At 69.8% G+C, this 25,726-nt stretch carries 16 protein-coding genes; 5 read left to right on the forward strand and 11 right to left on the reverse strand.

Annotated features, from left to right (window positions below):
* The first annotated feature begins 234 nt into the window (after positions 1 to 234).
* The gene (locus BR39_RS0100385; protein WP_029907051.1) at positions 235 to 3,261 is read left to right on the forward strand and encodes a DUF4982 domain-containing protein; all 3,027 of its coding nucleotides are present in this window, start codon (positions 235 to 237) and stop codon (positions 3,259 to 3,261) included.
* Here the strand turns inward: BR39_RS0100385 and BR39_RS0100390 are convergent.
* Both BR39_RS0100390 and BR39_RS0100395 read right to left on the reverse strand, forming a co-directional pair.
* Positions 3,206 to 4,606 (reverse strand): ATP-binding protein, encoded by a 1,401-nt coding sequence (locus tag BR39_RS0100390; RefSeq protein WP_231499366.1) that lies wholly within the window; start codon positions 4,604 to 4,606, stop codon positions 3,206 to 3,208. The two genes, BR39_RS0100385 and BR39_RS0100390, sit on opposite strands and share 56 nt — an antisense overlap.
* Positions 4,607 to 4,608: 2 nt before the next feature.
* On the reverse strand, positions 4,609 to 5,316 hold the full coding sequence (locus BR39_RS0100395) for a response regulator (protein ID WP_029907053.1): 708 nt from the start codon (positions 5,314 to 5,316) through the stop codon (positions 4,609 to 4,611).
* Positions 5,317 to 5,474: 158 nt separating this feature from the next.
* Between BR39_RS0100395 and BR39_RS0100400 the strand changes: the two genes are divergently transcribed.
* The 3 genes from BR39_RS0100400 to BR39_RS0100410 all read left to right on the forward strand — a co-directional run bounded on the left by BR39_RS0100400 (position 5,475) and on the right by BR39_RS0100410 (position 7,295).
* A complete protein-coding gene (locus BR39_RS0100400) occupies positions 5,475 to 5,882 on the forward strand; it encodes a hypothetical protein (protein WP_029907054.1) in 408 nt (135 codons plus the stop codon).
* A gap of 70 nt (positions 5,883 to 5,952) precedes the next feature.
* On the forward strand, positions 5,953 to 6,372 hold the full coding sequence (locus BR39_RS0100405) for an EF-hand domain-containing protein (protein ID WP_029907055.1): 420 nt from the start codon (positions 5,953 to 5,955) through the stop codon (positions 6,370 to 6,372).
* Positions 6,369 to 7,295 (forward strand): alpha/beta hydrolase, encoded by a 927-nt coding sequence (locus tag BR39_RS0100410; RefSeq protein ID WP_029907056.1) that lies wholly within the window; start codon positions 6,369 to 6,371, stop codon positions 7,293 to 7,295. The genes BR39_RS0100405 and BR39_RS0100410 overlap by 4 nt, the downstream gene beginning before the upstream one ends.
* 27 nt (positions 7,296 to 7,322) lie before the next feature.
* Here BR39_RS0100410 and BR39_RS0100415 read toward each other — a convergent pair whose 3' ends face one another.
* Both BR39_RS0100415 and BR39_RS0100420 read right to left on the reverse strand, forming a co-directional pair.
* A complete protein-coding gene (locus BR39_RS0100415; protein WP_029907057.1) occupies positions 7,323 to 8,672 on the reverse strand; it encodes an oligogalacturonate lyase family protein in 1,350 nt (449 codons plus the stop codon).
* A gap of 10 nt (positions 8,673 to 8,682) precedes the next feature.
* Entirely contained in the window at positions 8,683 to 10,653 is a 1,971-nt protein-coding gene (locus BR39_RS0100420) for a rhamnogalacturonan lyase (RefSeq protein ID WP_304413047.1), read from the reverse strand.
* 294 nt (positions 10,654 to 10,947) lie between these two features.
* Here BR39_RS0100420 and BR39_RS0100425 point away from each other — a divergent pair, with 294 nt between their 5' ends.
* Positions 10,948 to 14,085: a TonB-dependent receptor gene (locus BR39_RS0100425; RefSeq protein ID WP_029907059.1), complete on the forward strand. Its 3,138-nt coding sequence runs from the start codon at positions 10,948 to 10,950 to the stop codon at positions 14,083 to 14,085.
* Between the two features lie 267 nt (positions 14,086 to 14,352).
* On the opposite strand, the gene BR39_RS0100430 is transcribed toward BR39_RS0100425, so the two are convergent.
* The 7 genes from BR39_RS0100430 to BR39_RS0100460 form a co-directional block, all read right to left on the reverse strand.
* On the reverse strand, positions 14,353 to 15,063 hold the full coding sequence (locus BR39_RS0100430; protein WP_029907060.1) for a DUF6250 domain-containing protein: 711 nt from the start codon (positions 15,061 to 15,063) through the stop codon (positions 14,353 to 14,355).
* Positions 15,060 to 16,580: a glycoside hydrolase family 28 protein gene (locus BR39_RS0100435; RefSeq protein ID WP_081916438.1), complete on the reverse strand. Its 1,521-nt coding sequence runs from the start codon at positions 16,578 to 16,580 to the stop codon at positions 15,060 to 15,062. The genes BR39_RS0100430 and BR39_RS0100435 overlap by 4 nt, the downstream gene beginning before the upstream one ends.
* Positions 16,577 to 17,539, reverse strand: a complete 963-nt coding sequence (locus tag BR39_RS0100440; RefSeq protein WP_029907062.1) for an alpha/beta hydrolase — start codon at positions 17,537 to 17,539, stop codon at positions 16,577 to 16,579. The genes BR39_RS0100435 and BR39_RS0100440 overlap by 4 nt, the downstream gene beginning before the upstream one ends.
* A complete protein-coding gene (locus BR39_RS26875) occupies positions 17,529 to 18,815 on the reverse strand; it encodes a rhamnogalacturonan acetylesterase (protein WP_029907063.1) in 1,287 nt (428 codons plus the stop codon). The genes BR39_RS0100440 and BR39_RS26875 overlap by 11 nt, the downstream gene beginning before the upstream one ends.
* A 117-nt stretch (positions 18,816 to 18,932) precedes the next feature.
* A complete protein-coding gene (locus tag BR39_RS0100450) occupies positions 18,933 to 21,317 on the reverse strand; it encodes a glycoside hydrolase family 2 (RefSeq protein ID WP_029907064.1) in 2,385 nt (794 codons plus the stop codon).
* A gap of 169 nt (positions 21,318 to 21,486) precedes the next feature.
* Entirely contained in the window at positions 21,487 to 22,545 is a 1,059-nt protein-coding gene (locus BR39_RS0100455) for a glycoside hydrolase family 43 protein (protein ID WP_197026622.1), read from the reverse strand.
* A gap of 62 nt (positions 22,546 to 22,607) precedes the next feature.
* Positions 22,608 to 25,610 (reverse strand): TonB-dependent receptor, encoded by a 3,003-nt coding sequence (locus BR39_RS0100460; protein ID WP_029907066.1) that lies wholly within the window; start codon positions 25,608 to 25,610, stop codon positions 22,608 to 22,610.
* Between the last annotated feature and the right edge of the window lie 116 nt (positions 25,611 to 25,726).

Below are 25,726 nucleotides of genomic sequence, written 5' to 3' on the forward strand. Positions count from 1 at the left end.
GGAAGCAAAAGAAAAGCGGGACGCCTGAAGTGGCGCCCCGCTGGCCCGGATGGGGGGAAGAACGGGCGAGTCCGTGTGTGGGGAGGGACGGGACCGAGGTCCAAATCCCGACGGCTAAGGTTCCATAATATGGAACATCATCCGATATAATGAGAATGCTTGACAGCGGGCGGGATGTCAAGCCACAGGTGGATAAAGGCTCAAAGTGGCCTGGCCAATTTGGAGGGCCCCACCATGCGAAACGTAGCGGGATCGATCCTGGGCGGTCTGGTCGCCGCCTGCCTGGCGGGCGCATCGACCGCCGCGCCGCGCATCGACCGGTTCTTCAACGACGGCTGGCGCATGACGACGGGCGAGATCGCCGGCGCCGAGAAGGCCGACCTCGACGACGCGGCCTGGACCCCGGTCACCCTGCCGCGCGCCTTCAACGAGGACCAGGCCTTCCGCGACGCCAGCACCGACCAGAAGGAAGCGGTGATCTGGTATCGCAAGCGCTTCGTCCTGCCCGCCGGCGCCGACCCGGGCGGCAAGGCGTTCCTGGCTTTCGACGGCGTGCGCCAGGCGGCCGACGTCTATGTGAACGGCGTGCGCGTGGGCGGCCACGAGAACGGCGTCTCGGGCTTCGCCGTCGACGCCACCGCCCAGCTGAAGCCCGCGCCCTTCGTCAACGTCGTCGCCGTGCGGGTCGACAACAGCTGGATCTACAAGGAGCGCGCCACCGGCAGCGCCTTCCAGTGGAACAACAAGAACTTCAACGCCAACTACGGCGGCGTGAACCGGGCGGTGCGCCTGCATCTGACCGACGGCCTGCACCAGACCCTGCCGTTCTATTCCAGCCTGGGGACGACCGGCGTCTACGTCTGGGCCGACCGGTTCGACATCCGGCGCGGGGCGGCGACCGTCCACGCCGAGTCCCAGGTGCGCAACGACTCCGGCCGCCCGCGCACGTTCAAGTACCGGGTCAGCCTGCGCGACGTCGACGGCAAGCCGGCCGGCGCCTTCGAGGGCCCGACGGTCACCCTGGCGCCCGGCGAGACCCGCACCGTCTCGGCCCAGTCGCCGCTGACGGGCCTGCACTTCTGGAGCTGGGGCTACGGCTATCTCTACACCGTGAGCACCGAGCTGGTGGAGGACGGCGCCAGCGTCGACGCGGTGACCACCCGCACGGGCTTCCGCAAGACCGAGTTCCGGAACGGGATGATCTATCTCAACGACCGGGTCATCCAAGTCCACGGCTACGCCCAGCGCAGCACCAACGAATGGCCCGCCCTGGGCCCGGACGCGCCGCCGTGGGTCAGCGACTTCTCCAACCGACTGATGGTGCAGAGCAACGGCAACCTGGTGCGCTGGATGCACGTGACGCCGTCCCGCCAGGACATCGACTCGGCCGATCGCGTGGGCCTGATGCAGGCCCTGCCGGCCGGCGACGCCGAGGGCGACGTGACCGGCCGCCGGTGGGAGCAGCGGGTCGAGGTGATGCGCGACGCGGTGGTCGCCTTCCGCAACAACCCTTCGGTCCTGTTCTACGAGGGCGGCAACGAGAACATCAGCGAAGAGCACATGGCGGAGCTGAAGGCCGTGCGCGACCAATTCGATCCGCGCGGCGGCCGCGCCATCGGCTCGCGCGAGATGCTCGACAGCAAGGCAGCCGAATACGGCGGCGAGATGCTCTACATCAACAAGAGCGCGACCAAGCCCGTCTGGGCCATGGAATACATGCGCGACGAGGCGGCGCGGAAGTTCCAGGACGAGCTGACCCCGCCGTTCCACGCCAACAGCCCCGACTACAACCGCAACCAGGACAGCTATTCCGCCGAGGCGGTGCGCCGCTGGTACGATTACTGGCGCGAACGCCCGGGCGGCGGGGATCGCGTCAGCTCGGGCGGCGTGAACATCGGCTTCACCGACAGCAACACCCACTTCCGGGGCGACAACAACTATCGCCGCAGCGGCGAGGTGGACGCCATGCGCCTGCCCAAGGACGCCTTCTACGTCCACCAGGTCATGTGGGACGGCTGGGTCGATGTCGAGCATCCCCGCAGCCACATCGTCGGCCACTGGAACTACGCGCCCGGGACAGTGAAGGACGTGACGGTCGTCTCCAGCGCCGACAGCGTCGAACTGCTGCTGAACGGCAAGTCGCTGGGGAAGGGCGTGAAGTCGGACGGCTTCCTGTTCACCTTCGCCAAGGTCGCCTGGTCGCCGGGGACGCTGAAGGCGATCGGCCGCGACGCCCGTGGCAAGGTGGTCTCGACCGACGAGCGGGTCACCACCGGTCCCGCCGTGGCCCTGCGCCTGACCCCGCACGCCGGTCCCTCGGGCTGGCGGGCCGACGCGTCCGACATCGCCCTGGTCGACGTCGAGGCGGTGGATGCGCAGGGGCGGCGCGTGCCGACGGCGCTGGACCTGGTGAAGTTCGACCTGTCGGGTCCGGCCGAGTGGCGGGGCGGCATCGCCCAGGGCGACTCCACCGGCAGGAAGCCGGTCGAGGTCGCCGGTCCGGCGGTGAACGTCGTCACCCAGGCGGCCGGCAAGGACGCGGTGACCCACTACGAGGGGACCAATCGCGGCGACGACAACTTCATCGGCTCGAAGACCTTGCCGATCGAGGCCGGGATCAACCGCGTGGCCCTGCGCTCCACCCTGGCGGCCGGCAAGGTCGTCGTCACCGCCGCGGCCGAGGGGCTGAAGCCCGCCAGCCTGACCCTCGACGTCGCCCCGCCGCCGGCCGAGGCGCCGCTGCCGCCCGTGGACCTATCGCGCGGCCCGACGCCCGCCACCCCGTCCTACAAGGTCCGCCGCGTGGCCCTGAAGGCCGCCGCGGTGGTCGCCGGCTCCAACGCCGCCGACGTCGGGAAGGCCACGGACGACGACGAGACCACCCACTGGGCCAGCGACGGCCGGCTGTCCGACGCCTGGCTCGAGTTCCAGTACGCCCAGCCCCAGCGGGTGGACGAGGTGACGCTGAAACTGATCGGCTGGCGCCTGCGCGCCTATCCGCTGCGCATCACCCTGGACGGCCGGGTCGTCTACGAGGGCGTGGCCCCCAAGAGCCTGGGCTATGTCACCCTGCCGCTGAAGGCCGCCCCCGCGGGCCGCAAGCTGCGCATCGCCCTGACCGGACCCACCGAGGACCGCGACGCCTTCGGCAAGATCGTCGAGATCACCGGCGCTCGGGCGGGGCTGGATACGGGCGCGGAGAAGGTCAAGACCGGCGGCGCGCTGGGGGTGATCGAGGCCGAGGTCTATCGGGGGCTCTAGGGCGCGGTGGTCCCGAAGGCAGCTCGATCGTCGCCGCCAGCCCGCCTTCGGGGCGGTTGGCGAGGGTCAGGCGGCCGCCCTCGCCCTTGGCCAGGGCCTGGACGATCGACAGGCCCAGGCCCGCGCCGCCTGTGCGCCGGTTACGCGAGGCCTCGCCGCGTTCGAACGGAGCGGTGATGGTCTCCAGCATCTCGACCGGGAGCCCCGGCCCGTCGTCCAGCACCATGATCTCGACGCGGCGGCCGAGGGGACGGGCGTCGACCGTCACCGCCCCGCCGTAGCGGGCGGCGTTGTCGATCAGGTTGTCGACCATGCGACGCACGGCCAGGGGCGAGGCCCAGGCCGCGCCGGCCGCTTCGGGCGCCAGCAGCACCGCCTGGCCCATCTCGAGGCGCAACGCGACCAGGGTCTCGAGTTCCTGGCGGACGTCGATCGATCGCGCGCCGTCGCCGCGTCCGGCGTCCTGGCGGGCGAACAGCAGGGTGTCGTCCAGCAACTGGGACATCTCGGCCAGGTCGCTCCCGGCCTTGGCGCGCTGGGCGTCGTCGGCGATGAACTCGGCGCGCAGGGTCAGACGGGTCAGGTAGGTGCGCAGGTCGTGGGCGATGGCCGCCAGCATCCGCGTGCGTTCGTCCATCAGCCCTCGTATCCGGCCCTGCATCGTGTTGAAGGCCGCGGACAGTTCGCGCAGCTCGCGCGGCCCCCGCAACGGCAGGGCCTTGGCGTCCAGGTCGTCGCCGAACCGCGCGACCTCGCGGGCCAGATGGCTGACCGGCTGGGTGGTCTGGCGCACCGCCAGGACCAGCATCAGCAGGGTGACGACCAGCAGGGCGGCGGCGGCGAGGGAGACCCGGCTGAAGAATTGCCGCGCCGTCTCAGGGGCGCGACGGCGCAGCACCAGCACCTCGCCGTCGGCCAGCCGCACCGACAGCCGCAGGGCCTGGCGGCCGGGCAGGGCGTCCTGGCGCAGCCGGCCGCCGCGCCGGATGTCGATCCGCAGGTCCCGCTCGCCCAGCGCCTGGCGATAGGCCCGATAACCGGGATCGCCCGCGTCGGCGACCCGGGCCCGCAACGGCACGGGCAGGAAATCGGTCTCCAGGGTGGTGCGGATGACGCCGGTGTCCAGCGCCTTGACCACCTTGGGCCGGGCCGACGGCGGGCTGGCCTCGACCGCCTCGACGATGGCCCGGGCCTCGGACGGCCGGGGCAACTGGTAGAAGCGCACGCCGCCTTCGCCCCGCCCCTGCGGCCAGACCAGCAGGGCGGCCCCGATCACCAGCATGACCGCCAGCCCGGCTAGCAGGATGGCCGTCATGCGCGTGGAGAGGTTGTCGGACAGCATCATGGCTAGAGCCGCTCGGCCGGCGCGCTGAACAGGTAGCCGCCGCCGCGCACGGTCTTGATCAAGGTCGCGCCGCCCAGCTTGCGGCGCAGGCGGCTCAGCAGCACGTCGACGGCGCGGTCGAACGGTTCGGCGCTGCGGCCGCGGGTCCAGTCCAGCAACTGGTCGCGGCTGAGCACCCGCTGGGGGTGACGCAGGAAGGCCATCAGCAGGTCGTGCTCGCCGCCGGTCAGGGTCACGGGCCGGCCATCAGGATCGGTCAGGTCGCGGCTGGCCGTGTCCAGCCGCCAGCCGGCGAAGCCCAGCACCTCGCCGGGCGGTGTGCTGGTCACGCGATGGACCTCGCGCGTGCGGCGCAGGATCGCTTTGACCCGGGCTAGCAGTTCGCGCGGATTATAGGGCTTGGCCAGATAGTCGTCGGCGCCGATCTCAAGGCCGATCACCCGGTCGATGTCGTCGCCCTTGGCGGTGACCATCAGGATCGCCGTGTCGCCGGCCGCCCGCAGGCGACGGCAGACCGACAGGCCGTCTTCGCCCGGCATCATGATGTCCAGCAGGACCAGGTCCACGCGACGGCGGGCGGCCAGGCGGTCGAAGGCCTCGGCGTCGGCGCAGCCCACGACGTCGTAACCCTCGCGGCGCAGCAGCCCCAAGGTCAGGTCCCGGATTTCGGCGTCGTCTTCCACGACCGCGATCAGCGTGTTGTCGGCCATGGTCAAGGAGATGCCTCAAGCCCCGGCCCAGCGGAAGCCGCCACTCGGCCCGTTTACACTTCGACACAGTTCGTCGGGCGCGAGCAAACCAGGGATTGCCCGGCGGTGGTCAGATGGCGGCGTCGAGGGACACCGACCCCACTCCCCATGGAGCCATCATGCGTAAGACTTCCATCCTGGCCGCCGGCCTCTCGTCCCTGGCGGTTCTCGCCGCCATGATCGCCGCGCCCGCCCAGGCCGGCCAGCACGGGCGTTTCGTCAGCGTCCAAGGCGCGCGCGGCCACGGCTATGTCCACAATCGCAATGTCAGCCGCCAGCCCGGCGCGATCTCGGTCTCGCGCGGGACGCAGACCAACTCCGGTCGCGGCGTGGCCAGCAACCGCAACGCCAGCTGGGGCGACGGCGCCTATCACGGCGGGGCGTCCCGCACGTTCAACAACGGCGCCTCGGCCAGCCGTTCGACCAACGTCGTCAACAACGGCGACGGCACGGTCAGCTACGACCATTCGCGCACCGGCTACGACGGCTCGACGCGTTCCATCAGCGGGACGGTGACCCGCCCCTGATCGAACCCGTCCAGGCCCGCCGCGCCAGGCTCCCCCAAACGGCGCGGCGGGCGTTCTCCGGAGACCGAACATGAAGATCCTGACCCTGTCCCTCATCTGCCTGGCCGCCATGGGCGCTTCCGGCGCCGATGCGGCCTCGCGCACGCCCGGCGCGGCGCTCGACAAGGCCGACTCCAATCACGACGGCTATGTCACCCGCGACGAATTCAGAGCCTCGCGCGCGGCGCAGTTCCAGCGCTTGGACCGCAACGACGACGGCGTGGTGACGCTGTCGGAGTTCCCACGCCTGGCCAAGTCGAACCGTCCCAAGGCCCAGGCCCTGAAGACGGTGATCACCCACGCCGACCGCGACGGCGACGGCCGGGTCACCCGCGCCGAGTTCGTCGACGGACCGGCTCCGTTGTTCGACCGCGCCGATCGCGACCATGATGGGCGACTGTCACGCGACGAGGTCGCCGCCGTCCGCGACCAGCTCGAGGGCCTGAAATGACGTCACGCCGAAGCGCCTTGCTGATCGTCCTGGCGGTCGCGACCCTCGGCGGGGCCGGCGCCGTCGAGGCCGCTCAGCCGGGGCTGGGCCTGCGCGGGCCGATGCGCCAGCGCCTGCTGGAGAAGAAGGCCGAGGAAGAGCGCCCGATCGACCTGCAGGCCATCCTGACCGGCGCCCGCAAGCAGACCGACGCCTACGGGACCGACCCCGCCCAGCGGCTGGACGTCTATATCCCCCCTCACGCCCACGGTGCGCCGATCCTGGTCATGGTGCACGGCGGGGCCTGGATGATCGGCGACAAGGCCAATACAGGCTCGGTCGAAAACAAGCTCAAGCACTGGCTGACCCGCGGCTGGATCGTGGTCAGCGTGAACTATCGCATGCTGCCCGACGCCATGGCTTACGAGCAGGCCGAGGACGTGGCCGACGCCGTCCAGTGGGCCCAGGGCTATGCCGAGGACTGGGGCGGCGATCCGGACAAGATCATTCTGATGGGCCACTCGGCCGGCGCGCACCTGGTGGCGCTGGTCTCGTCGCGACCCGACATGGTCGGCCGGCCGTGGGCCGGGACGGTGGTGCTGGATTCGGCCGCCATGCAGGTCTCGGCGACCATGGCCGGCCGTCACCCCGGCTTCTACGACCGCGCGTTCGGCGCCGATCCCACGTACTGGGCCAAGGCGTCGCCGATGGACCAATGGACGCCCCGGGCCGTGCCGATGATGCTGGTCTGCTCGACCCGACGGCCGGACGATCCGTGCGACGACGCACGGCGGTTCCAGGCCAAGGCCCGGGCGGCAGGACGCGACATGCCCGTCCTGCCGCAAGCCCTGACCCATGCCGACATCAACCGGACGCTGGGGTTGCCCGAGGCTTATACCGATGCGGTGGACGCGTTCATCACCGAGCGGTTGAAGGGGCGGTAGCCGCCAGCGCCTCCCCCACGGGGGGACCTACTGCGCGGCCTTAGCCACCTCGACCGCGTACACGTGGTTGGCCCCGTGCATGTTCGAGCGGAACACGATCCACTTGGCGTCCGGCGTGAAGTTGACGTTCGGCTCCAGGCGGTAGTCGTGGCCCTGCATGTTGACCAGCCGCTCGGTGTCCAGCACGCCCGGCTGGATCAGGGTCTCGGAGCCCGGGGCGTGGATGCCGGCGACATCCGGGATGGCGCGCGGACGCATCAGGTACAGCCATTTGCCGTCGGGCGCGTGGGCGACCATCTCGCTGTCGCCGCCGTCCCCGGCGAACAGCTTGCCGTCCGGCGAGGTGTTGAAGTGCACCGACCAGGCGTTGCGGTCCAGGTGCATCCAGGTGCGCTTGCCGGTGGCGATCTCGTAGCCGGCCACCCAGAAGTCCTCGCCGCGCGGGGTCTGCAGGTCGTACCAGATGGTCTTGCCGTCGGCGCTGAACCACTCGTGCCCGGCGATCTCCATGTTCATGGTCCGGGCGTGGATCTTGACCGGCGTGTCGCCGGCCTTGTCGATCCGCACCAGCCACAACCGGTCGACCTTGTGCCAGGGACCCTCGTGGCAGAACATCAGCAGGCCCGGATCGGTGGGCGAGAACTGCAGGTGGTTCAGCCAGTCGGTGGCCTGGTGCACGACCTTGCGCTCGCCGGTCGCGGTGTTGATCGTGAAGATCTCCATCGGGATGCGGCTGTCCAGACGCGCGTTCAGCTGCACCTCGCGGCCCTCGGCGTAGGACAGCTCGCGGCCGTCGGCGCTCTTCACGTCGTCCGGATTCTTGGGCAGGGCGTCGGCGAGGTTGGGCACGGCCGGGACGTCGGTGCGCACGGCCACCCCGGCCAGCAGGGTCTCGTCGGCGTTGATCGTCTGGATGCCCACGCCCTTGGCCAGCTTGGCGATCGTCCGGACCTTCTTCGTGGCGGGATCGACCGCCTCGACCTGACCCGAGCCGTCCTCGGCGGTGCGCTGGTAGTAGACCTGGCCGGTCTTGCGGCCGACGAACAGCAGCCGGACCTTGCCCACGACGACGGGCGTGAGGGCATGGCTCTTCAGGTCGACCACCGAGACGCCGTCGGGCGTGCTGATCGCCAGGAAGCGGCCGTCGGGCGTGTAGCCGTTGTAGTTGAAATACAGGCTGCCGCTGCCGGGCTTGTCCGACAGGCGGATCACGCGGTGGCCGGTGTCCTTGTCGATCCATTCGCGCGGGGCCTCGGGCAGGCCGGCGCGCGGCTCGGTGACCCTGTCCTGGGCCAGGGCCGGGACGAAGGCGGCGGGCGCGGCGGCGGCGAGCAGCAGGCTCACGGCCGCGGCGCGGAGGAGGAGGGCGGTCTTCATCGGCGTCACCTCACTTGGTCCGGATGTCGGCGCGCGGCGGGGCCTTCATGCCCTCGCCGAGATAGAAGCTGGTGTGCGGCGGCTGGTTGTAGGCGGTGTTCTGCCAGGCGATCGACACGCGGTACTGCGGGTCGTGCATCAGGGTCACCAGGCGGCGCTGGGTGACGTAGGGCGTGGCGTAGATCCGCAGGCTCTTGTTGTCCTCGGCCCGCCAGATCACCTCCTCGCGCCAGTCGCCCAGGATGTCGGCCGACAGGGCCGGGGTCGATTTGGTGCCGTTGTTGGAGGTGAAGCCCTCGGCGGTCAGCAGCGGCCTGGCCTCGCCGGTCTTCCAGTCCCACTTGCTGATCTGGTTCTTGTCCAACAATTCGCGCAGGTCGTCGCCGTCCCACCAGATGGCGAAGTTGGTCTGGCGCGGATGCTTGACCCCTTCGATCGGCTTGCCCTGGGCGGTGTAGAGGGTCTCCTGGTTGGAGCCCCAGGCCTCCTCGCCCGGGAAACGCGGGTCGATGTCGGCCGACAGGCCCCGGCCGGTGTCCTTGTCGGACGGGGTGCTCCACAGCACCTTGCCCGTGCGGGCGTCCAGCATGGCCGCGCCGATCCCGCCGTTGTTGCGCATCTCCTCGTGCACCCCGAACTTCTCGAGGCCGGGACGGGTGGGGTCCAGGTCGCCCACGTGCATGGTGTCGCCGTGGAAGAGGCGGGCGCTCCACAGGCCCTTGCCGGTGTCGTCCACCGCCATCGAGCCGTAGATGATCTCGTCGCGACCGTCGCCGTCGACATCGGCGACGCTGAGCTGGTGGTTGCCCTGGCCGCCGAACGCCTCGTTGCCGGGCGCGGCGCTGTCGAACAGCCAGCGCTGGGTCAGCTTGCCGCCCCGGAAGTCCCACGCCGCCACGGTGGAGCGGCCGTAGTAGCCGCGGCCCATGACGATGCTGGGCAGCCGGCCGTCCAGATAGGCGGTGCCGGCCAGGAAGCGGTCGGAGCGGTTGCCGTAGCCGTCGCCCCAGACCTCCGTCATCTGCTCGACGCTGGGCGCGTCGGTGCGCGGATCGCGCGGGGGCGAGTAGGGGGCGCTGGCCAGGGCCTTGCCGGTCGCGCCCTCGAACACCGTCAGGTATTCGGGGCCCTTGAGGATGCGGCCCTGCACCTTGGCGACCTTGGTCCCGTCCGGCAGGGTCGTGGCGCCCGTGCGGTCGGCCTGGGGGCGCTCGCCCCCGTCCTCGCGCCAGTCGGCCTTGGGATCGCCCAGCACCTTGCCGGTCCCGTCGACCGTGCCGTCGCTGGTGCGCACGGCGATCTCGGCCTTGCCGTCGCCGTCGTAGTCATAGACCTGGAACTGGGTGTAGTGCGCCCCGGCCCGGATGTTGCGGCCCAGGTCGATGCGCCACAGGCGCTTGCCGTCCAGCGTATAGGCGTCGAGGAAGACGTTCCCCGTATAGCCGCCGAAGGCGTTGTCCTTGGAGTTGGTCGGGTCCCACTTGAGGACGATCTCGTAGCGGCCGTCGCCGTCCAGGTCGCCGACGCTGGCGTCGTTGGCGGTGTAGGAATAGGCCTCGCCCGCCGGGGTGACGCCGCCGGCCGGCGGGTCCAGCGGGAGGCTCAGATAGCCGCCGGCCCAGACCTTGGCCGGGGCGCTGGGCGCGGCCTCCTTGCCGCCGACCACCGCGCGGACGGTGTAGGTCGCGGTCGGGCCGCCGGTCTTGTCGACGAAGTCGGTCGGGCCGGTCAGGGGGGAGGCGTTCAGCTTCGCGCCGTCGCGATAGAGGTTGAAGGCGATCTTGGCCGGGTCGTCGCCCAGCAGCCGCCAGCTGACCAGCACGCCGCCGTCCACGGCTGGCACGGCGACCACGCCTCGGTCGAGGGCCTCCATCCGGCGGGGGGCGGCGAGCGCTGATCCGCCCAAGGACGATAGCGCCGTCGCGCCCAGAAGAACCGTCGCCGCGATCCGCGAGCCCCGGTTTCCACCACGCTTACTCATGCGTCGAATCCCTTTGGTTTCCCCAGTCCAGGCTCGCGACGGCCGTTCTTCGCGGCCTCGGGGTCGGCGTCAGGGCCGCCTCGCGAGCGTTGCAACAGCCTTACATCATGGAAACAAACTTCTGTCTTCCCACAAATTGCGTTGACATCTCAGAATGTGGAACTATTCCTATTGTATGAGAAATGTGCCGCCGTGCGCTGCGAGCAGCCCGTTCAAGGGTCGCCGCAGGGCTCGGTAAGGCGTCCGGGGTCTTCGTCGGGAGACCTCAGGTCATGGTTAGAGGGAGGGAACCCAATGCTTGCATCCACTCGCGGCCGTCGTGCGGCTGTCGCCACCGCGTCCTTGCTGGCGCTGACCGCGGGCATCGCCTGCGCGAGTCAGGCCGAGGCCCAGGCCAAGCCGGCCGCCGCGGTCGAGGACAAGGCCACCACGATCGATGAGGTCGTCGTCGTCGGCACCCGCGCCAGCCTGCAGTCGGCCATGAACCGCAAGAAGCGGAACGGCACGATCTCCGATTCCATCGTCGCCGAGGACATCGGCCAGTTCCCCGACAAGAATATCGGCGAGGCCCTGGGCCGCGTGACCGGCGTGCAGCTGGCCCGCGACTTCGGCGAAGGCAACGCGGTCTCGATCCGCGGCGTCGAGCCGGACCTGAACCGCGTCGAGATCAACGGCATGAGCGTGCTGTCGACGGCCGGCAACCTGCAGGTCTACGGCGGCGGCGGCCGGTCCAACGACTTCCGCGAACTGGCGGCGGAACTGGTCCAGTCGATCGACGTGTTCAAGGGCTTCACCGCCGACATGACCGAAGGCGGCGTCGGCGGCACGGTCTCGGTGACCACCCGCAAGCCGCTGGACTTCGCCAAGCCGACCATCTCGATGACCGCTTCGGCCCAGAAGCTGGACACGATGAAGGACTGGGCGCCGCGCTTCAACGTGATCGCGGCCGGCAAGTTCTTGGACGACCGCCTGGGCCTGATGGCCAACGTCACCTACGACGACGTCGACACGCGCGGCGACTTCGTCCGCAACACCTCGTGGGGCCGCTTCGCCGACTTCGACAACTCGGCCGACAAGACCGTCCCGTACTACAACACCGCCTACAACAGCGCGATCAACGACCTGGCCCGCAACGTCACCACCCAGGCCAACTGCGCCGCCCTGGTGACGCCCGACGCGACCCAGATCTCGTCGGCCAACCTGCGCACGGCCTGTCAGTCGCAGTGGTACGACTATGCGCCGCGTACGGCGCGCTACGGCGTCTGGTATCGCAACGACAAGCGGATCTCGTCGGAATTCACCGCCCAGTACCGGTTCAACGATCGCCTGGACGCCTGGATCAGCTACAACTACGACGAGCGTAAGCAGAAGCTCAACGACATCAACTACGGCACCGATTTCACGGCCGTGGCCCGCCTGCGCAACCTGGTGGGCACGTCGTGCTCGGCCACCGACACGACCGCCAGCTCGGTCAAGGTCGACGCCAACCACAACGTCACCGGCTACACCCTGGGCAACTGCCTGGTGACCGCCAGCGCCGGCGGCAACCTGGGCTTCGGCATCAGCGCCCGCGACTTCGCCTATGACAGCAAGAGCGAATACGTCAGCTTCGGCGGCCGCTACAAAGGCGACCGTCTGCAGATCGAGTTCATGGGCTCCGACGCCAACACCGACACGACGTCGCAGACCAACAACGTCAGCGTCAGCTTCGACACGCCCGGCATGGTCGTGACCCTGGACGGCAACGGCGAGCCGTCCTTCAAGTTCGCCAGCGGCTACAGCCCGTCGGACGCCTCGGCGATCCGCCAGTGGCAGATCCAGTACCGCCCGTCGCTCGTGAACCAGAAGGAGCAGCAGTACAAGCTCGACTTCGACTACGACACGCACCTGCCGGTCATCCACAAGCTGGAGTTCGGCGGCCGCGCCACCGACTACAAGACCGAGGGCTACGGCTACGGCGGCTTCATCCTGGACGGCGGCGCCAACCCGTATGCGACCACCGACGACACCGTGATCTACAGCAACGCGGTGAACTCGACGGCGACGATCAACAACGCCGCGGGCGCGCCCGACCAGACCAATCCGGTGCTGGGCACGACCTACACCACCGGCTACTGGGGTTCGTCGGAGGTCTGGTCGCGGGCCTTCTCGAACCAGGTCTTCGCCTCGGGCATGTCGCCCCTGCCGTCGGACTTCTATTTCGGCGGCGGCTCTATGCCGATGAACTGGCTGTATCCGAACTACGACGTGATCTCGCAGAACCTCGACACGTCGCACTTCAACCTGAACAACATGGTCCACACCGTCGGCAACGACGGCAAGGCGCATGACCAGATCCCGTATCGGATCCAGGAAGAGACCAACGCCCAGTACATCAAGTTCGACTATTCGGTCCCGATCGGCTCGTTCGATCTGGACGGCAACTTCGGCTGGCGTCGGGTTCAGACGAAGGTGACCGCGGAAGGCGTCTCGACCCGCCAGCAGTCGTACGCGGCCACCAACGGCGGCACGGCGACGACCTACATCCTGTCCAACAGCCTGCGCAGCTACAAGAAGGACTACACGGTCTGGCTGCCCAGCTTCAACGCCGGCCTGTGGTTCGTGCCGAACAAGCTGTCGACGCGCTTCGGCTTCGCCCAGCTGATGGCCCGCCCGCGCCTGGACTTCCTGCTGCCCACGGTGACCTGCACCACCGACGCCTCGCCCGACGCCAACGGCGAGTTCGACGAACCGAGCTGCACCGCCGGCAACCCGGACCTGAAGCCCTATCGCGCCAACCAGTACGACCTGAGCTTCGAATACTACCCCAACCAGGACACCCAGGTGTCGGTGGGTCTGTTCTACAAGGACATCAAGTCGTTCTACGTCTCGTCGCGCACCCTGCTGGGCAAGCGTGACGTCTACGGCGACGGCGTGATGTACAACTACAACACCTACGTCAACGGCGACGGCGCCAAGATCAAGGGCGTGGAAATCACGGCCAAGACCGCCTTCACCTTCCTGCCGGGCTGGCTGTCGGGCTTCGGCGTCGACGCCAACTACACCTACCAGAAGGCCACCGACGTCGGTCTGTACTCGATCCTGGACGGCTCTCCCCTGCCGTTCCCGGGTCTGTCGCCCGACAGCGCCAACGCGACCCTGTGGTACGACAAGGGCCCGTTCAACGCCCGCCTGGCCTACAACTACCGCTCCAAGTACCTGATCTCGGCCGCCGACAACTCGGGCCAGCCGGTCTACCGCGACTCGACCGGCTACCTGGACGGCAAGATCACCTGGAAGCCGGACCTCTGGAACATCCAGGGCCTGTCCTTCTTCGTCGAAGGCAAGAACCTGACCAAGGAAGAGGAACGCTCGACCGCCGGCGACATCCGCCTGACGGAACTGGGCTACTTCGGCCGCCGCTTCTTCGTCGGCATGACGGCGAAGTTCTAGGACTGCGCTTGGCGGCGGCGTCCCGGTGTCGAGCCCGGGACGCCCGTCGCCCTCCACGATCTAGGGACGACTTCAGGGCCGCGCCGGCATGGCGCGGCCCTTTTCCTTTGTCCCCACGGTTGTCATCCCGGAAAGCGCGTAGCGCTTGTCCGGGACCAGGTGAACCGCACCGCATCAGCCCAGTCCCCAGTCCCCAGTCCCCTGGGTCCCGGACAGCCCCTGCGAGGCTTCCGGCATGACAACCGTTGGGGGGTCTTGAAGTCGAAGCTAGAGCTTCAGCGCGTACACGCCGAACCGCCGCACCCGCAGGTGGCTCCAGGTGGTGCGCAGGCCGAACCAGCCGCGCGTGTAGGGCTGGGCGTCGTCCAGCTCGAACAGCTTGCGGCCGTCGTTCCAGTACTGGATCAGGCCGCCGTCGGCGACCAGCCGCACCGTTTGCCAGCGGTTGGCGACCAGCATCTCGTCGGCCGCGGCGTGGTCGTGCTGGGGCAGCAGCGGCCGGTCGCCCGGGCGACCGACATAGCGGCGGAAACGCGTCGAGGTGTTCCCGTTGCCGCCCTGGCCCACATAGTAGGTCTTCAGGGTGTCGTAGTCGGCGAAGGCGCCGGTGCGCGGCGTGGCCAGCGGGCTGCCGCCGCCCGCGTCGCGCGCCATCCAGAAGGCGTTCAGGTCGCTGACCCGGTCGTTCGGACCGCCCGCCGAGACCGCCAGGGCCTGGTATTCGATCAGCACCGGACCGACCAGTTCGGGCCGGAACCACAGGGTCAGGCCGGCCGGGGTCTCGATGTCCAGCAGGCCGTCGCGGACGTTCACCTTGGCCGGTTTCTCGGCCTCCAGCGCCCATCGGTCCAGGCCGTGGCGGAAGTCGTCGGCGTGCAGGCGGCGGCCGCGCCGGGGCGGCGTTTCGGCGAGGGCGGGCCCAGGGGCGGGCACGGCGGCCAGCGCGGCCAGTCCGCCCAGGACGGCGCGGCGCTTCATGGCGTGTCTCCGTCGAGCGTGAAGTCCGAACCGTCCTCGGCGATGATCGGCTCCACGCCCGGGGCGGCGCCCAGGTCCAGGCGGTCAAAGCGGCCGGCGCGGACGGCCTGCAGCAGCACGGGAGGGCGCGGATCGGGCGTCAGGGTCTCGATGCGCACGTTGTCCAGCCTCAGGCCGTCGACGTGGCGCGCCCACAGGCCGTGGGCCGGGGTAGGGCCGAACATGCTGGGCTCGGGATAGGCCTGGGCCATGTCGTCGGGCCGCCGCGCGGACCACTCGGCCAGGCCGCCGCCGGCATAGACCAGGCGGATGTCGGTCAGCGTCACGTCCTGGATCGGATGGCCCTCCAGGCCGGCGATCGTGGCGGCGTAGTCGGGCAGGATGTCCCAGGCCGTCAGGTTGCTGACGCTGACCCGCCGGATGGCCCCGCGCGTCGTGCCCTCGGGCCCGCGCCCCCGGTCGCCCAGCCGCAGGAACAGCGGGGCGGTGGTCACCTCGCGCAGGACGACATTGTTGATCGAGATGTCCTCGATCAGGCCGCCGTCCACGGTCTCCAGGGCCAGGCCCCGCGAGCGGGTGAAGACGCAGTCGCTGATGGTGATCTCGCGGAAGCCGCCGTTGGACTCGGTGCCCAGCTTGATCCGGCCGGTGACGCGGTCCTGGTCGGGGGCCAACTGCTGGCTGCGGCCCTGGGTCCCGTCCAGCAGGGTCCCCAGGTCGAAGCCGCTGACGTGGCACCCGGTGATCTCGACCCGCTCGGTGGCCCGGACCTCGCCCAGGGCCATGGAGCTCTTCAGCACGATGGCGTCGTCGTTGGGCGTGTTGACCCGGCAGTCGGCAATGACCACGTCGCGGCAGCAGTCGATGTCCAGGCCGTCGCGGTTGGTGTCGATCCGCAGGCTCCGGATCGTCAGGTCGTCGCAGCCGGTGGCCAGCACCGCGAAGTGGCCGCCGCGCCAGATCGTGAAGCCCTCCAGCCGGACCCGCCGGGCGTTCTTCAGGGCGATGGCCTTGTTGCCGTGGCCGGCCATGGCCTCCAGGTCCGGGACCAGGATCGCCATCTCTTCCGCCGACAGGTTGGCCATGCTGACCGGGAACTCGCCGGCCTGGCGGGTCCAGCGCGAGCCGGGACCTTCGCGGGTCATGCCCACGCCGTCGATCAGGCCGGACCCGACGACGGCCACGTCCTCGACGTCGTCCGCCCAGATCAGGCTGTTATGCCAATGGCTGTGGCCGAAGTCCTGGTAGAGGTCGAACGGGTTGGGCTCGGCGGCGTCGTAGGCGCCGGCATGGCGGGCCGGGTCGGCGGCTTCCAGCACACAGCCCTCGTCCAACCGCAGGGTGACGCCGCTGAGCAGCCGGATCGAGAACGACAGCCATCGCCCGGCCGGCAGCACCACTTCGCCGCCGCCCACGGCATGAGCCACCGCGATCGCCGCGTTGATCGCGTCGGTCGCCAGGGTCGCGCCGTCGCCGACCGCCCCGAAGTCGCGGACGTCGAACGGCGCGCGGGTCATGCGTAGAGGCCGTGCCGCTCGAGGAAGGCGCTCAGCAGGGCGGGCCAGGGCATGGCGACGCCGCCGGGGCCGTTCAGGCCGAAGCCGTGGCCGCCGGACTCGAAGACGTGCAGCTCGCTGGCGATCTTCTGGGCCCGCAGGGCCTGGAACATCATCAGGCTGTTCTCCATGGCCACCACCTTGTCGTCCGCGGCGGCGGCGATGAAGGTCGGCGGGGCGTCGGCGGGCACGCCGTGCTCGGCCGAGACCGCCAGGCGCTGGGCGTCGGTCGGGGCCGCGCCCAGCAGCGACTTCAGCGAGCTGCCGTGGGCGTAGGGCGCGGTCATGGTGACCACCGGATAGAACAGGCCCGCCGCATTGGGTCGGGTCGACAGTCTGTCGGCGGCGTCGATGGGGGCGTAGGTCTCGCGGCCGAACTGGGTGGCCAGCCGCGCGGCGACATGGCCCCCGGCCGAGAAGCCGGTCACGGCGATCCGTTCGGGATCCAGCCCCCACTTGCCGGCGTTGGCGCGGATCAGGCGGATGGCGCGCTGGGCGTCCTGCAGCGACACGTCCGGCCCCGCCGCCCAGCCGTCGGCGGGCAGGCGGTAGTCCATGACGAAGGCGGTGACGCCCTGGTCGGCGATCCAGGCGTCGATGGGGCCGCCGTTCTTGCCGACCGCCACGCGGATATAGCCGCCGCCCGGGATCATCAGGATCGCCGCGCCGTTCGGCCTGGTCGGCCGTCGCATCATCAGCCAGGGCTTGGTGATGTTCAGATAGGCCGTGTCGTTGGGATCCCCGCCGGGCTTGCGCAGGATCACCTGCTCGGTGACCGTGACTTTCTCGCCGCCGGGCGGCTTGCCGGGCCACAGGTCCATGACCTCGACGCCGGGCTGGGTCGATTGAGCGCGGGCCAGGCCCGGCGCGGCGACGGCCAGGGCGCCCAGGCCCAGCAGCGAGCGACGATCAGTTTCCACGAGGGGCCTCCGTACTGTGGGCGGCGCTGGGAGCCAGGACGAACGTGTCGGGCGAGGGCGGTTTGGCGGGGTCGAACGGCGGCAGGCCGTCCAGCAGATGCGCCGCCAAGTCGGGGATCTGGCTGCGGATCCCGCTCGCCACGCATTGGGCCAGCACATAGGCGCCGTAGTTGTTGTGATGGGTGGCGTCCTTGCCGCCGTCGCCGAACGCCTTCCAGGCCTGGTCGGGACCCAGGGCCTCGTAGAACGCCGCGCTCATCGTCAGCAGGTCGATCACCGGCACGCCGGTCTCGCGGCCGACCGCGCGCACGGCTTCGGGATAGTCGCCGTGGGTGTTCACGATCCTGCCGGCCGCGTCGAACTTGCGGCGGTGCATCGAGGTCACCAGCACCGGCTTGGCGCCGCGCCGGCGGGCCTCGCCGATATAGGCCTTCAGATAGTCGCGATAGGTGGTGGCCGCCTCGGCGTAGGTCTGGGGCCAGTTGGCCTTCTGGTCGTTGTGGCCGAACTGGATCAGCAGCCAGTCGCCGGGCTTCACCCGGCTCAGCAGCTTGTCCAGCCGGTGCTCGAACAGGAACGACTTCAGCGTCTCGCCGGACTCGGCGTGGTTGGCCACGGCGATGTCGGGCTTGAAGAACCGGGGCAGCATCTGGCCCCAGCTGGCGCCGGGCTCGAAGCGCTGGTCGGTGACGGTGGAGTCGCCGGCCAGGAACACCACCGGCACGGTGACGGGCTCGACCCGCAGGCGGCGCACGGCCGGGGCGGGGCCGCAGAACTCTAGGGTCAGCTTGTCGTCCCAGTCGTACGAGCCTTCCTCGCGCGGGTTCAGCAGCACGCGCACGCCGCCGGGGGCGTTGGGCGGCGGGGGCTTCAGGGCGGCGGTGCGGACGTCGACCACGAACTCGACCGTGGCGGTCCTGCCGGGCCTGGCGACGATCCGCTCGGCCATCAGGCGGCGGGACTCGGCCTTGATCGTGGTGTCGGACGCGGCCTTGGCGCCCAGCTCCACGACCACCCGATAGTCGCCCTCGGGCACGGCCAGCGAGAACAGGAACGGACCCCCCGCCGGGGAGGGCTCGAAGCCGTGGCCGATCGCCGGGTCGTAGACGGCGTCGCGCGCCACGCGGACATGGCCGGGCGCGGCCGTCCTGTCGTCGCCGAAGTCGAAGGCCCAGCTCTGCATCGATGTCACCGGCTCCGCCGCCCAGCTCGCGCCCGGCGACCAAAGGGGCGGCGCGACCGCCAGGGCGGCCAGGAGCGCGCGTCTGTGCATCATCAAGGCCGGCCTCCCCTCAGCGATCTGCGTCGCGCTGCGTTGGCTCCAGAAATATCGGCGGGGCCGCACCAAGGCAACGAATTTCACATTACGAGATTTAGTCCCGCAAAATGGAACTCAAGGTTTGGCGACCGGCAAGGTCAGGGGCGCGCCCTTCAGCCCCGGCGCGCCGGCCTGGACCGTCACGACGCCGCCGGCGCCGGACCCGCGCACGAAAGCCGCTGCCTTGCCGCGCCAGGCCTGGCGGGTGGGCGAGGCGAACGGCGTGTGGTCGGTCGGGGCGGCGTTGTCGGCGGCGACGAAGCGTCCCGAACCGCCGACCGCGAAGGAGATGGCGGCGTCGGATGACGGCACGATCACGCCCTTGGCGTCCACCACCTGGGCGCGGACGATGGCCAGGTCGTCGAAGGTCGAGCCCACGGCCTTGTCGTCGCTGGTCAGGACGATGCGCGCCGGCGGACCGGCCGTGCGCAACACGTCGCGCGGACCGGACGCGCCGCACGAGGCCGTCACCTCGCCCGGCGCGAAGGTCACGGCCCACTGGCGGGGCGAGCCGTCGGCGGGCAGGGGCTTGGCGCCCAGGGCCTTGCCGTTCAGCGACACCTCCACCGACGGGCAGTTGCTGTAGACCTCGATGGTCTCGGGATGCGGCGACAGGTCGGCGGGCGTCCAGTCGTCGGCGATGTCGACCTTCGGCCGGGGTGTGGCGACGGCGATCATGGTCGGCAGGGCCGGGGCCGGACCCGCGCCGTCGTTCGGGGGCGGCGGGGCGGCCGGGGCGGCGTTGCGCACCACGTGGATCACCGGCGTTTCGCCCCACCAGCCCGCGCGCTGCATGCCCGAGACCTTCAGGGCCCCGGTGCGGTCGATCAGGCCGGCGGGATTGTCGATGTTGGGCCAGCCGCTGCGGTCGGACTCGCCCAGATAGTCGACCCCGGTCCACAGGAACATGCCGGCATAGGGGGCGTAGTCGCGCACCGCGATCCACGAGCCGCGCGCATGGCTGTTCTCGGTCCCGACGATCTTGCGCGCGGGCTTGGCCTCATGGGCGGCGGTCAGCTCGTTCTCGCGGTAGTTCTGGCCGACCACGTCCAGCATGTCGGCCAGGCCGTTCTGGTAGTCGCCGGTCACGTTGGGGCGGAACAGGCCCATGGTCACCGGCCGGGTCGGGTCGGTGTCGTGCATCACCGCCAGCAGGCTCTTCAGCGCCGCCTTGGCCTGGACCGGATAGGCGGTGTCGTGGATCTCGTTGCCCGCGCTCCAGATCACCACGCTGGGGTGGTTGCGGTCGCGGCGCAGCATGTCGCGGGCGTCGCGCTTGGACCAGTCGCTGAAGAACAGGTGGTAGTCGCCCGGCGTCTTGGCGACGTTCCACTGGTCGAACAGCTCGTCCATGACCACCAAGCCCATCTGATCGGCCAGGTCCAGGACCTGGGGCGAGGGCGGGTTGTGGGCGGTGCGCAGGGCGTTGACGCCCAGGGCCTTCAACGCCGTGAACCGCTGGCGCCAGACGGCCAGGGGCACGGCTCCGCCCAGGGCCCCGCCGTCGGCGTGCACGGCCACGCCTTTCAGCTTGATGTTCCGACCGTTCAGCCAGAAGCCGGTGTCGGCCTTGAACTCGGCGGTGCGGACGCCGAACGGGACCGTCTCGCTGTCGCCGACCTGGCCGTCGGCGCCGATCACCCGGACCGTGGCGCGGTAGAGGTTCGGGCTGTCCAGGTCCCACAGGCGGGGCGAGGGCAGGTCGATCTCGGCGGCCAGGGTCTCGGTGCGGGCGACGCCGACCGCCACCGGCGCGACGGCGCGCTTGGCCACGACCTTGCCGTCCGGATCGGTGACGACGATCTCCAGCCCCGCCTTGGCGTCGGCCGCCCCGCCGTTGGTGACGTCGACCACGACCTTGGCGACCGCCTTGTCCGTGGAAATCGTCGGCGTGCTGACGAAGACGCCGCCTTGTTCGATGTGCGCCTCGCCGGTCTCGATCAGCCGGACCTTTCCGAGGATCCCCGAGCCGGCGTACCAGCGCGAGGACGGCGCGAACGAGGTGTCGGCCCGCACGGCCAGCACGTTGGGGCCGTCGGCGCGCAGGACGTCTGTGACGTCGTAGCGCAGGCCCACATAGCCGCTGGGGCGATGGCCCAGGTGGTGGCCGTTGATCCAGACGCCGCTGCGCTCCATCACCTGGTCCAGCTCGACGAACACCCGACGGCCGGGCGCGGGCTTGACGTCCAGGACCTTGCGGTACCAGGCCACGCCCGTGGGCAGGAAGCCGCCGGCCCCACCCGCCCGGGCGTTCACGTCGAACGGCCCGGCGATGGCCCAGTCGTGCGGGACGCTGACCGCGGCCCACTTGGAGTCGTCCAGGCCGGTCGTTTCCGCGCCTTCCGGGTCGCCCTGCACGAAGCGCCAGCCGTCGGCGAGGGGCGTGGTGACGCGGTCGGCGGCCTGGACAGCGGTCGCCAGGGTCAGGGCCGTGGCGGCGAGGAGGAGGGTCTTGAGCAAGGCGGGCTCCTGGGGGCATCGTGGCTTCATTTCAGTTGTCATCCCGGAAGCCTCGCAGAGGCTGTCCGGGACCCAGGGGACTGGGCAGATGCGGTGCGGTTCACCTGGGTCCCGGACAAGCGCTACGCGCTTTCCGGGATGACAACCGTTTAGGGTCCTCCATGCGTGGTCACGGCCCGCCGACCCGCTCCACGGGATCACCGTCCAGGTCGATCCGCTCACGGACGATCTCCAGATGGTCCCCCGCGTCGCGCATCTCGTAGAGCTTGCCGCGGGCGTTCTTGAACGGGCGGTGGACCACCATCATCAGCTGGCCGTCGAAGCGCTTGAACAGCATGCCGTGGCCGCTGTCGTAGCGGACCAGGGGCTCCAGCTGCTCCCACGGCCCGGCTAGGGTCCCGCTCTTCGACCGGGCCTGGGACTGGACGTAGCCCTTGGCGTCGTAGCTGGACCACAGCATCAGCAGGACGCCGGTCCGGGTGCGGAACAGCTCGGGCCCGTCGGTGACGAACACCGTGTCGCCGGCCGGCTGCTTCTGGCCCTTGGCCCAGGGCGCGTCGCTGGCCTTGAACAGCACCATCGACGGTCCCTTGGCGGCCAGGTCGTTGGTCAGGGGCAGGGCCTCGATCGTCCCGTCGGTGGCCTGCAGCCACTCGTGGGCGTAGACGAACCAGGGCTTGCCGGCGGCGTCGACGTGCAGCGTGCCGTCCAGGGTCATCAGGCCCTTGGGCGCGACGGGCTCGCCGCCACGGACCAGCTTGAACGGCCCCTCCGGACGGTCGGCCACGGCCAGCACGGTGCCGCGGCGATAGGGCTTGCGCTTGTCGACCGGCGGCAGGGCGGCGGCCTCGTCGTGGAAGGTGGTGAACAGCCACCAGCGGCCGCGCCACCGGTGGACCTCGGGCGCCCAGGCGCCGTCCTTGAACCAAGAGCCGGTCGGGGCCACGAACACCGCCTCGGCCGGGCTCCAGGCCTTCAGGTCGCGGCTGGTGTACATCATCGTGCCTAGGCCGGGCGCGCCGCTGACGGCCGGGATGTTGGACGTGTAGAGCCGATAGAGCCCGGCCTCGGCGTCGGCGACGATCCAGGGGTCGTGCAGCGGCATGTCGGGCAGGGCCAGCGTCGCCGGCCTGGCCGCCTCGGCCGGGGCGGGCGCCGGCCGGGCCGAGGCGCCTGTCCCGCCGATCGTCAGCAGGGCCAGCGCCAGCATCACCGTCTTGGCCGTCATGGGTACTCCGAGGTCACTGGAAGCGGTCGTCGCGGGGCCGCCCTTTGGGGGCGGCCCGCCGGTCAGAAGGTGTAGGACGCGCCGAAGAAGAACTGGCGGCCCGTGGTGCTGAACACGCGCTGCGAACGACGCACCTTGCCGCTCCACTGGTCGGCCTCCTGGTTGGTCAGGTTCAGGGCGTCGAAGGTCAGCTTGAAGTGGTCGGTCAGCTTGTAGGACACCGAGGCGTCGACATTGGTCGTCGCGTAGCTGCCGTTGGCGTCTGGCACTTCCGACTTGAAGGGCAGGGCGGTCAGGTACTCGTCGCGATAGGCGACCGAGACGCGGGCCGAGAGCTTGCTGTCCTCGTAGTAGAGGGTGGCGTTCACCGAGTGCGGCGAGACGTTCAGGAACTGGTCGTGGATCTGCGTCGCCGGCGTCGTGGCGGTGCCGGACGACAGGTAGTAGAGCACCGAGCTGTCCACGTAGGTGTAGTTCAGCATCGTGCCCAGGTTGTCGAAGGGCGCGGGCAGGAACCGGAACGACTGCTGGTAGTTCAGCTCGATCCCGCGGATGTAGCCGCCCTGGGTGTTGCGCGAGCGGGTGACCAGGTAGGGCGTCGAGGCGTCCTGGCCGGCCGGCAGCAGGGCCAGCGGCAGGCCGGTGTTGCCGTAGGGCTCCGTGGTCGCGATCGTCTGGATCGAGCTCTCGATCTCCTTGTCGAAGACGGTCGCTGACAGGATCGCGCCTTCGCTGGGGTACCATTCCAGGCTGACGTCGTAGTTCTTGGCGCGATACGGATCCAGGAACGGATTGCCGATCGTCGCCGACTGGGCGCCGAAGGTGGTGTTGACCGAGCCGCCGGGCGTCAGGTTGCCGAAGCTGGGACGGGCCATCACCCGGGCCGCGGCGAAGCGGGCGATCAGGTTCTCGCGCACGTCGAAGGCGACGTTCAGCGAGGGCAGCCAGTCGCTGTACTTGTTGTTGACCGTGACCTGCGAGGTCAGCGAGGTGTAGCCCGTGGCGTCTAGGTCGGTCTTCACGTAGCGGACGCCGACATTGCCGCGCAGGCGATGGCCGTTCAGGACCTCGGTGTCGAAGTCGGTCTGCAGGTAGGCGGCGGTGTCGGTCTCCTGGACTGCACGGTTGTTACCCAGGGCCGAATTGATGGCCAGGGTGAAGTCGCCGTACTTGTTGGCGCAGTTGCAGAGCAGGCCCAGCTTGTCGATGTAGGCCGAGACGTCCGGCACCACCCAGCTGGTCACCGAGCCCGCCGGCAGGTTCAGCTGCTTGCCGAAGCCCGTGATCGTCTCGCTGAGCGGGGCAGAGCCGGGGAAGTCGGTGGCGAACTGGGCGAAGTTGAACGGGATGGTGCCCGTCGCCGTCACGCCCGTCGGGCCGTTGTTGCCGTACAGGCGCTGGACCTGCTTGGTCTGGAAGTCGAACGACTTCAGCGACACGCCGCCCTTTACGGTGAAGACGTCGTTCAGGCGGAACTTGGCGTTCGCCTCGCCGGTCCACAGCGTGTTGAAGACCGACGCCTTGACCACGCGGATGTCGGGGGTCAGGCCCGTGCCGGCGTTGGTGAAGGTGACGTTGGCCGGGTTGGTGACGTCGTAGCCGTAGTCGATGAAGGGGCGGCGGGCGTCCTGGCGGGAATCCCAGACGTAGCCCGGCTTGTTGAAGCCGTCGTAGGACATCAGCACGTCCCAGGGCTGCTTGAAGTCCGACCCCGAGTGGCCGAGCTTGGCGTCGGCGCTGAACCGGTCGGTGAAATCGTGCCTCAGCGTCAGGCCGATCTGGTGCGTCTCGGTGGTGGTGACGCTCTTTTCCTCGATGTGCTTGATGTCGACATTGTTGATCTTCATGTAGTCGACCTGGCCGGTCGGCAGCACGTGGACGTCCATGATCTGGGCGTCGACCCGGCCGGCGAACAGCGGGAAGGCCGCCGTGGCGCCGTTGACGTTGCGGTTCAGCGAGGCGTTCGACAGGGCGTAGTCGGTGCGGTCCTGGTCGAACTTCGAGAAGACCAGGTCCAGGATGACCTCGGTCCGGTCGCTGGGCCGCCATTGCAGGGCGCCGGTCATGCCCAGGCGCTTCTGGTCCAGCTCGAAGCGGCCCAGGCCCGGATTGCGCGGCAGGAAGACGTTGGGCTGGTTGATCGCCGCATAGGCGGTCGGATCCGACGGCAGGCCCGAGAAGCACTGGCCGGCCGGACGGTTGCCCGAGCCCGACAGCGGGTTCACGTAGGGGATGGGGGTGTTGACCACCTGGCTGCCGGGCTGGCTGGCGATGTCCACCGCCGTGCCGCAGAAGCCGTTGTTGGCGTCCGAATAGTCGGACTGCGAGGTGTCGCTGTAGCCCTCTTCCTGCTGCTTGCGCTCGTTGTAGGCCAGCGAGAACAGGGCGCCGAAATCGCCCCAGGTGTCGCTGATCAGGCCGGCGAAGCGCGGGGCCGTGGTCTTGTTGTTGTCGTAGTAGGCGCCCTGGGCCGAGGCGGCGGCGCGGAAGCCCTTCTTGTCGAACGGGCGGCCGGTCTGCAGGTCGACGGTGGCGGCCAGCGAGCCCTCGTCCATCTCGGCCGACTGCGACTTGCTGACGGTGACGCTGTTGAACAGCTCCGAGGCGAAGGTCGAGAAGTCGAAGCCGCGCGAGCGGTTGATGCCGGCCACCACGCCCAGGGTCGAGCCGGTGGTGGCCGAATAGGCCTCGATGCCGTTCAGGGTGGTGCGGACGAAGTCCCCGCCCAGGCCGCGCACGGTGATGTTGCGGCCTTCGCCGCCGTCGCGGGTGATCGAGACGCCGGGGATCCGCTGGATCGACTCGGCCAGGTTCGCGTCCGGGAAGCTGGCCATGTCGTCGGCCTTGATGACGTCGACGATGTTGTTGGACACCCGCTTGGTGTTGATGGCGCTGGTCAGGCTGGCGCGGAAGCCGGTGACCACCACCTCCTCGACCGTGTCGCCGCCGGGGGGCGCCGTCGTCTGCGTCGCCTCCTGGGCGTGGGCGGGGGCGAGCAGGGCGACCGAGGCGAGAACCGCCAGCGAGCAGCCTGAAACCAGACGAGCCGCGTGAATGCGCACCATGACTTCCTCCCTGACCGGGCTCGCGCCCGCTTCTTGTTCCCGTGGAACGACGTCGCCGGCCTTCTTGGGTGGCCGATCGTGCTTGTCGTTCTCTCCCATAAAATGAGATCAAATCC

Source organism: Caulobacter sp. UNC358MFTsu5.1 (assembly GCF_000712075.1).
Lineage (GTDB): Bacteria > Pseudomonadota > Alphaproteobacteria > Caulobacterales > Caulobacteraceae > Caulobacter.

Bases quoted from the DNA above. Each gene is read 5' to 3' on its own strand.
- BR39_RS0100385 (WP_029907051.1), top strand. From the start codon at position 235: ATGCGAAACGTAGCGGGATCGATCCTGGGCGGTCTGGTCGCCGCCTGC.
- BR39_RS0100390 (WP_231499366.1), bottom strand. From the start codon at position 4,606: ATGATGCTGTCCGACAACCTCTCCACGCGCATGACGGCCATCCTGCTA.
- BR39_RS0100395 (WP_029907053.1), bottom strand. From the start codon at position 5,316: ATGGCCGACAACACGCTGATCGCGGTCGTGGAAGACGACGCCGAAATC.
- BR39_RS0100400 (WP_029907054.1), top strand. From the start codon at position 5,475: ATGCGTAAGACTTCCATCCTGGCCGCCGGCCTCTCGTCCCTGGCGGTT.
- BR39_RS0100405 (WP_029907055.1), top strand. From the start codon at position 5,953: ATGAAGATCCTGACCCTGTCCCTCATCTGCCTGGCCGCCATGGGCGCT.
- BR39_RS0100410 (WP_029907056.1), top strand. From the start codon at position 6,369: ATGACGTCACGCCGAAGCGCCTTGCTGATCGTCCTGGCGGTCGCGACC.
- BR39_RS0100415 (WP_029907057.1), bottom strand. From the start codon at position 8,672: ATGAAGACCGCCCTCCTCCTCCGCGCCGCGGCCGTGAGCCTGCTGCTC.
- BR39_RS0100420 (WP_304413047.1), bottom strand. From the start codon at position 10,653: ATGAGTAAGCGTGGTGGAAACCGGGGCTCGCGGATCGCGGCGACGGTT.
- BR39_RS0100425 (WP_029907059.1), top strand. From the start codon at position 10,948: ATGCTTGCATCCACTCGCGGCCGTCGTGCGGCTGTCGCCACCGCGTCC.
- BR39_RS0100430 (WP_029907060.1), bottom strand. From the start codon at position 15,063: ATGAAGCGCCGCGCCGTCCTGGGCGGACTGGCCGCGCTGGCCGCCGTG.
- BR39_RS0100435 (WP_081916438.1), bottom strand. From the start codon at position 16,580: ATGACCCGCGCGCCGTTCGACGTCCGCGACTTCGGGGCGGTCGGCGAC.
- BR39_RS26875 (WP_029907063.1), bottom strand. From the start codon at position 18,815: ATGATGCACAGACGCGCGCTCCTGGCCGCCCTGGCGGTCGCGCCGCCC.
- BR39_RS0100455 (WP_197026622.1), bottom strand. From the start codon at position 22,545: ATGACGGCCAAGACGGTGATGCTGGCGCTGGCCCTGCTGACGATCGGC.
- BR39_RS0100460 (WP_029907066.1), bottom strand. From the start codon at position 25,610: ATGGTGCGCATTCACGCGGCTCGTCTGGTTTCAGGCTGCTCGCTGGCG.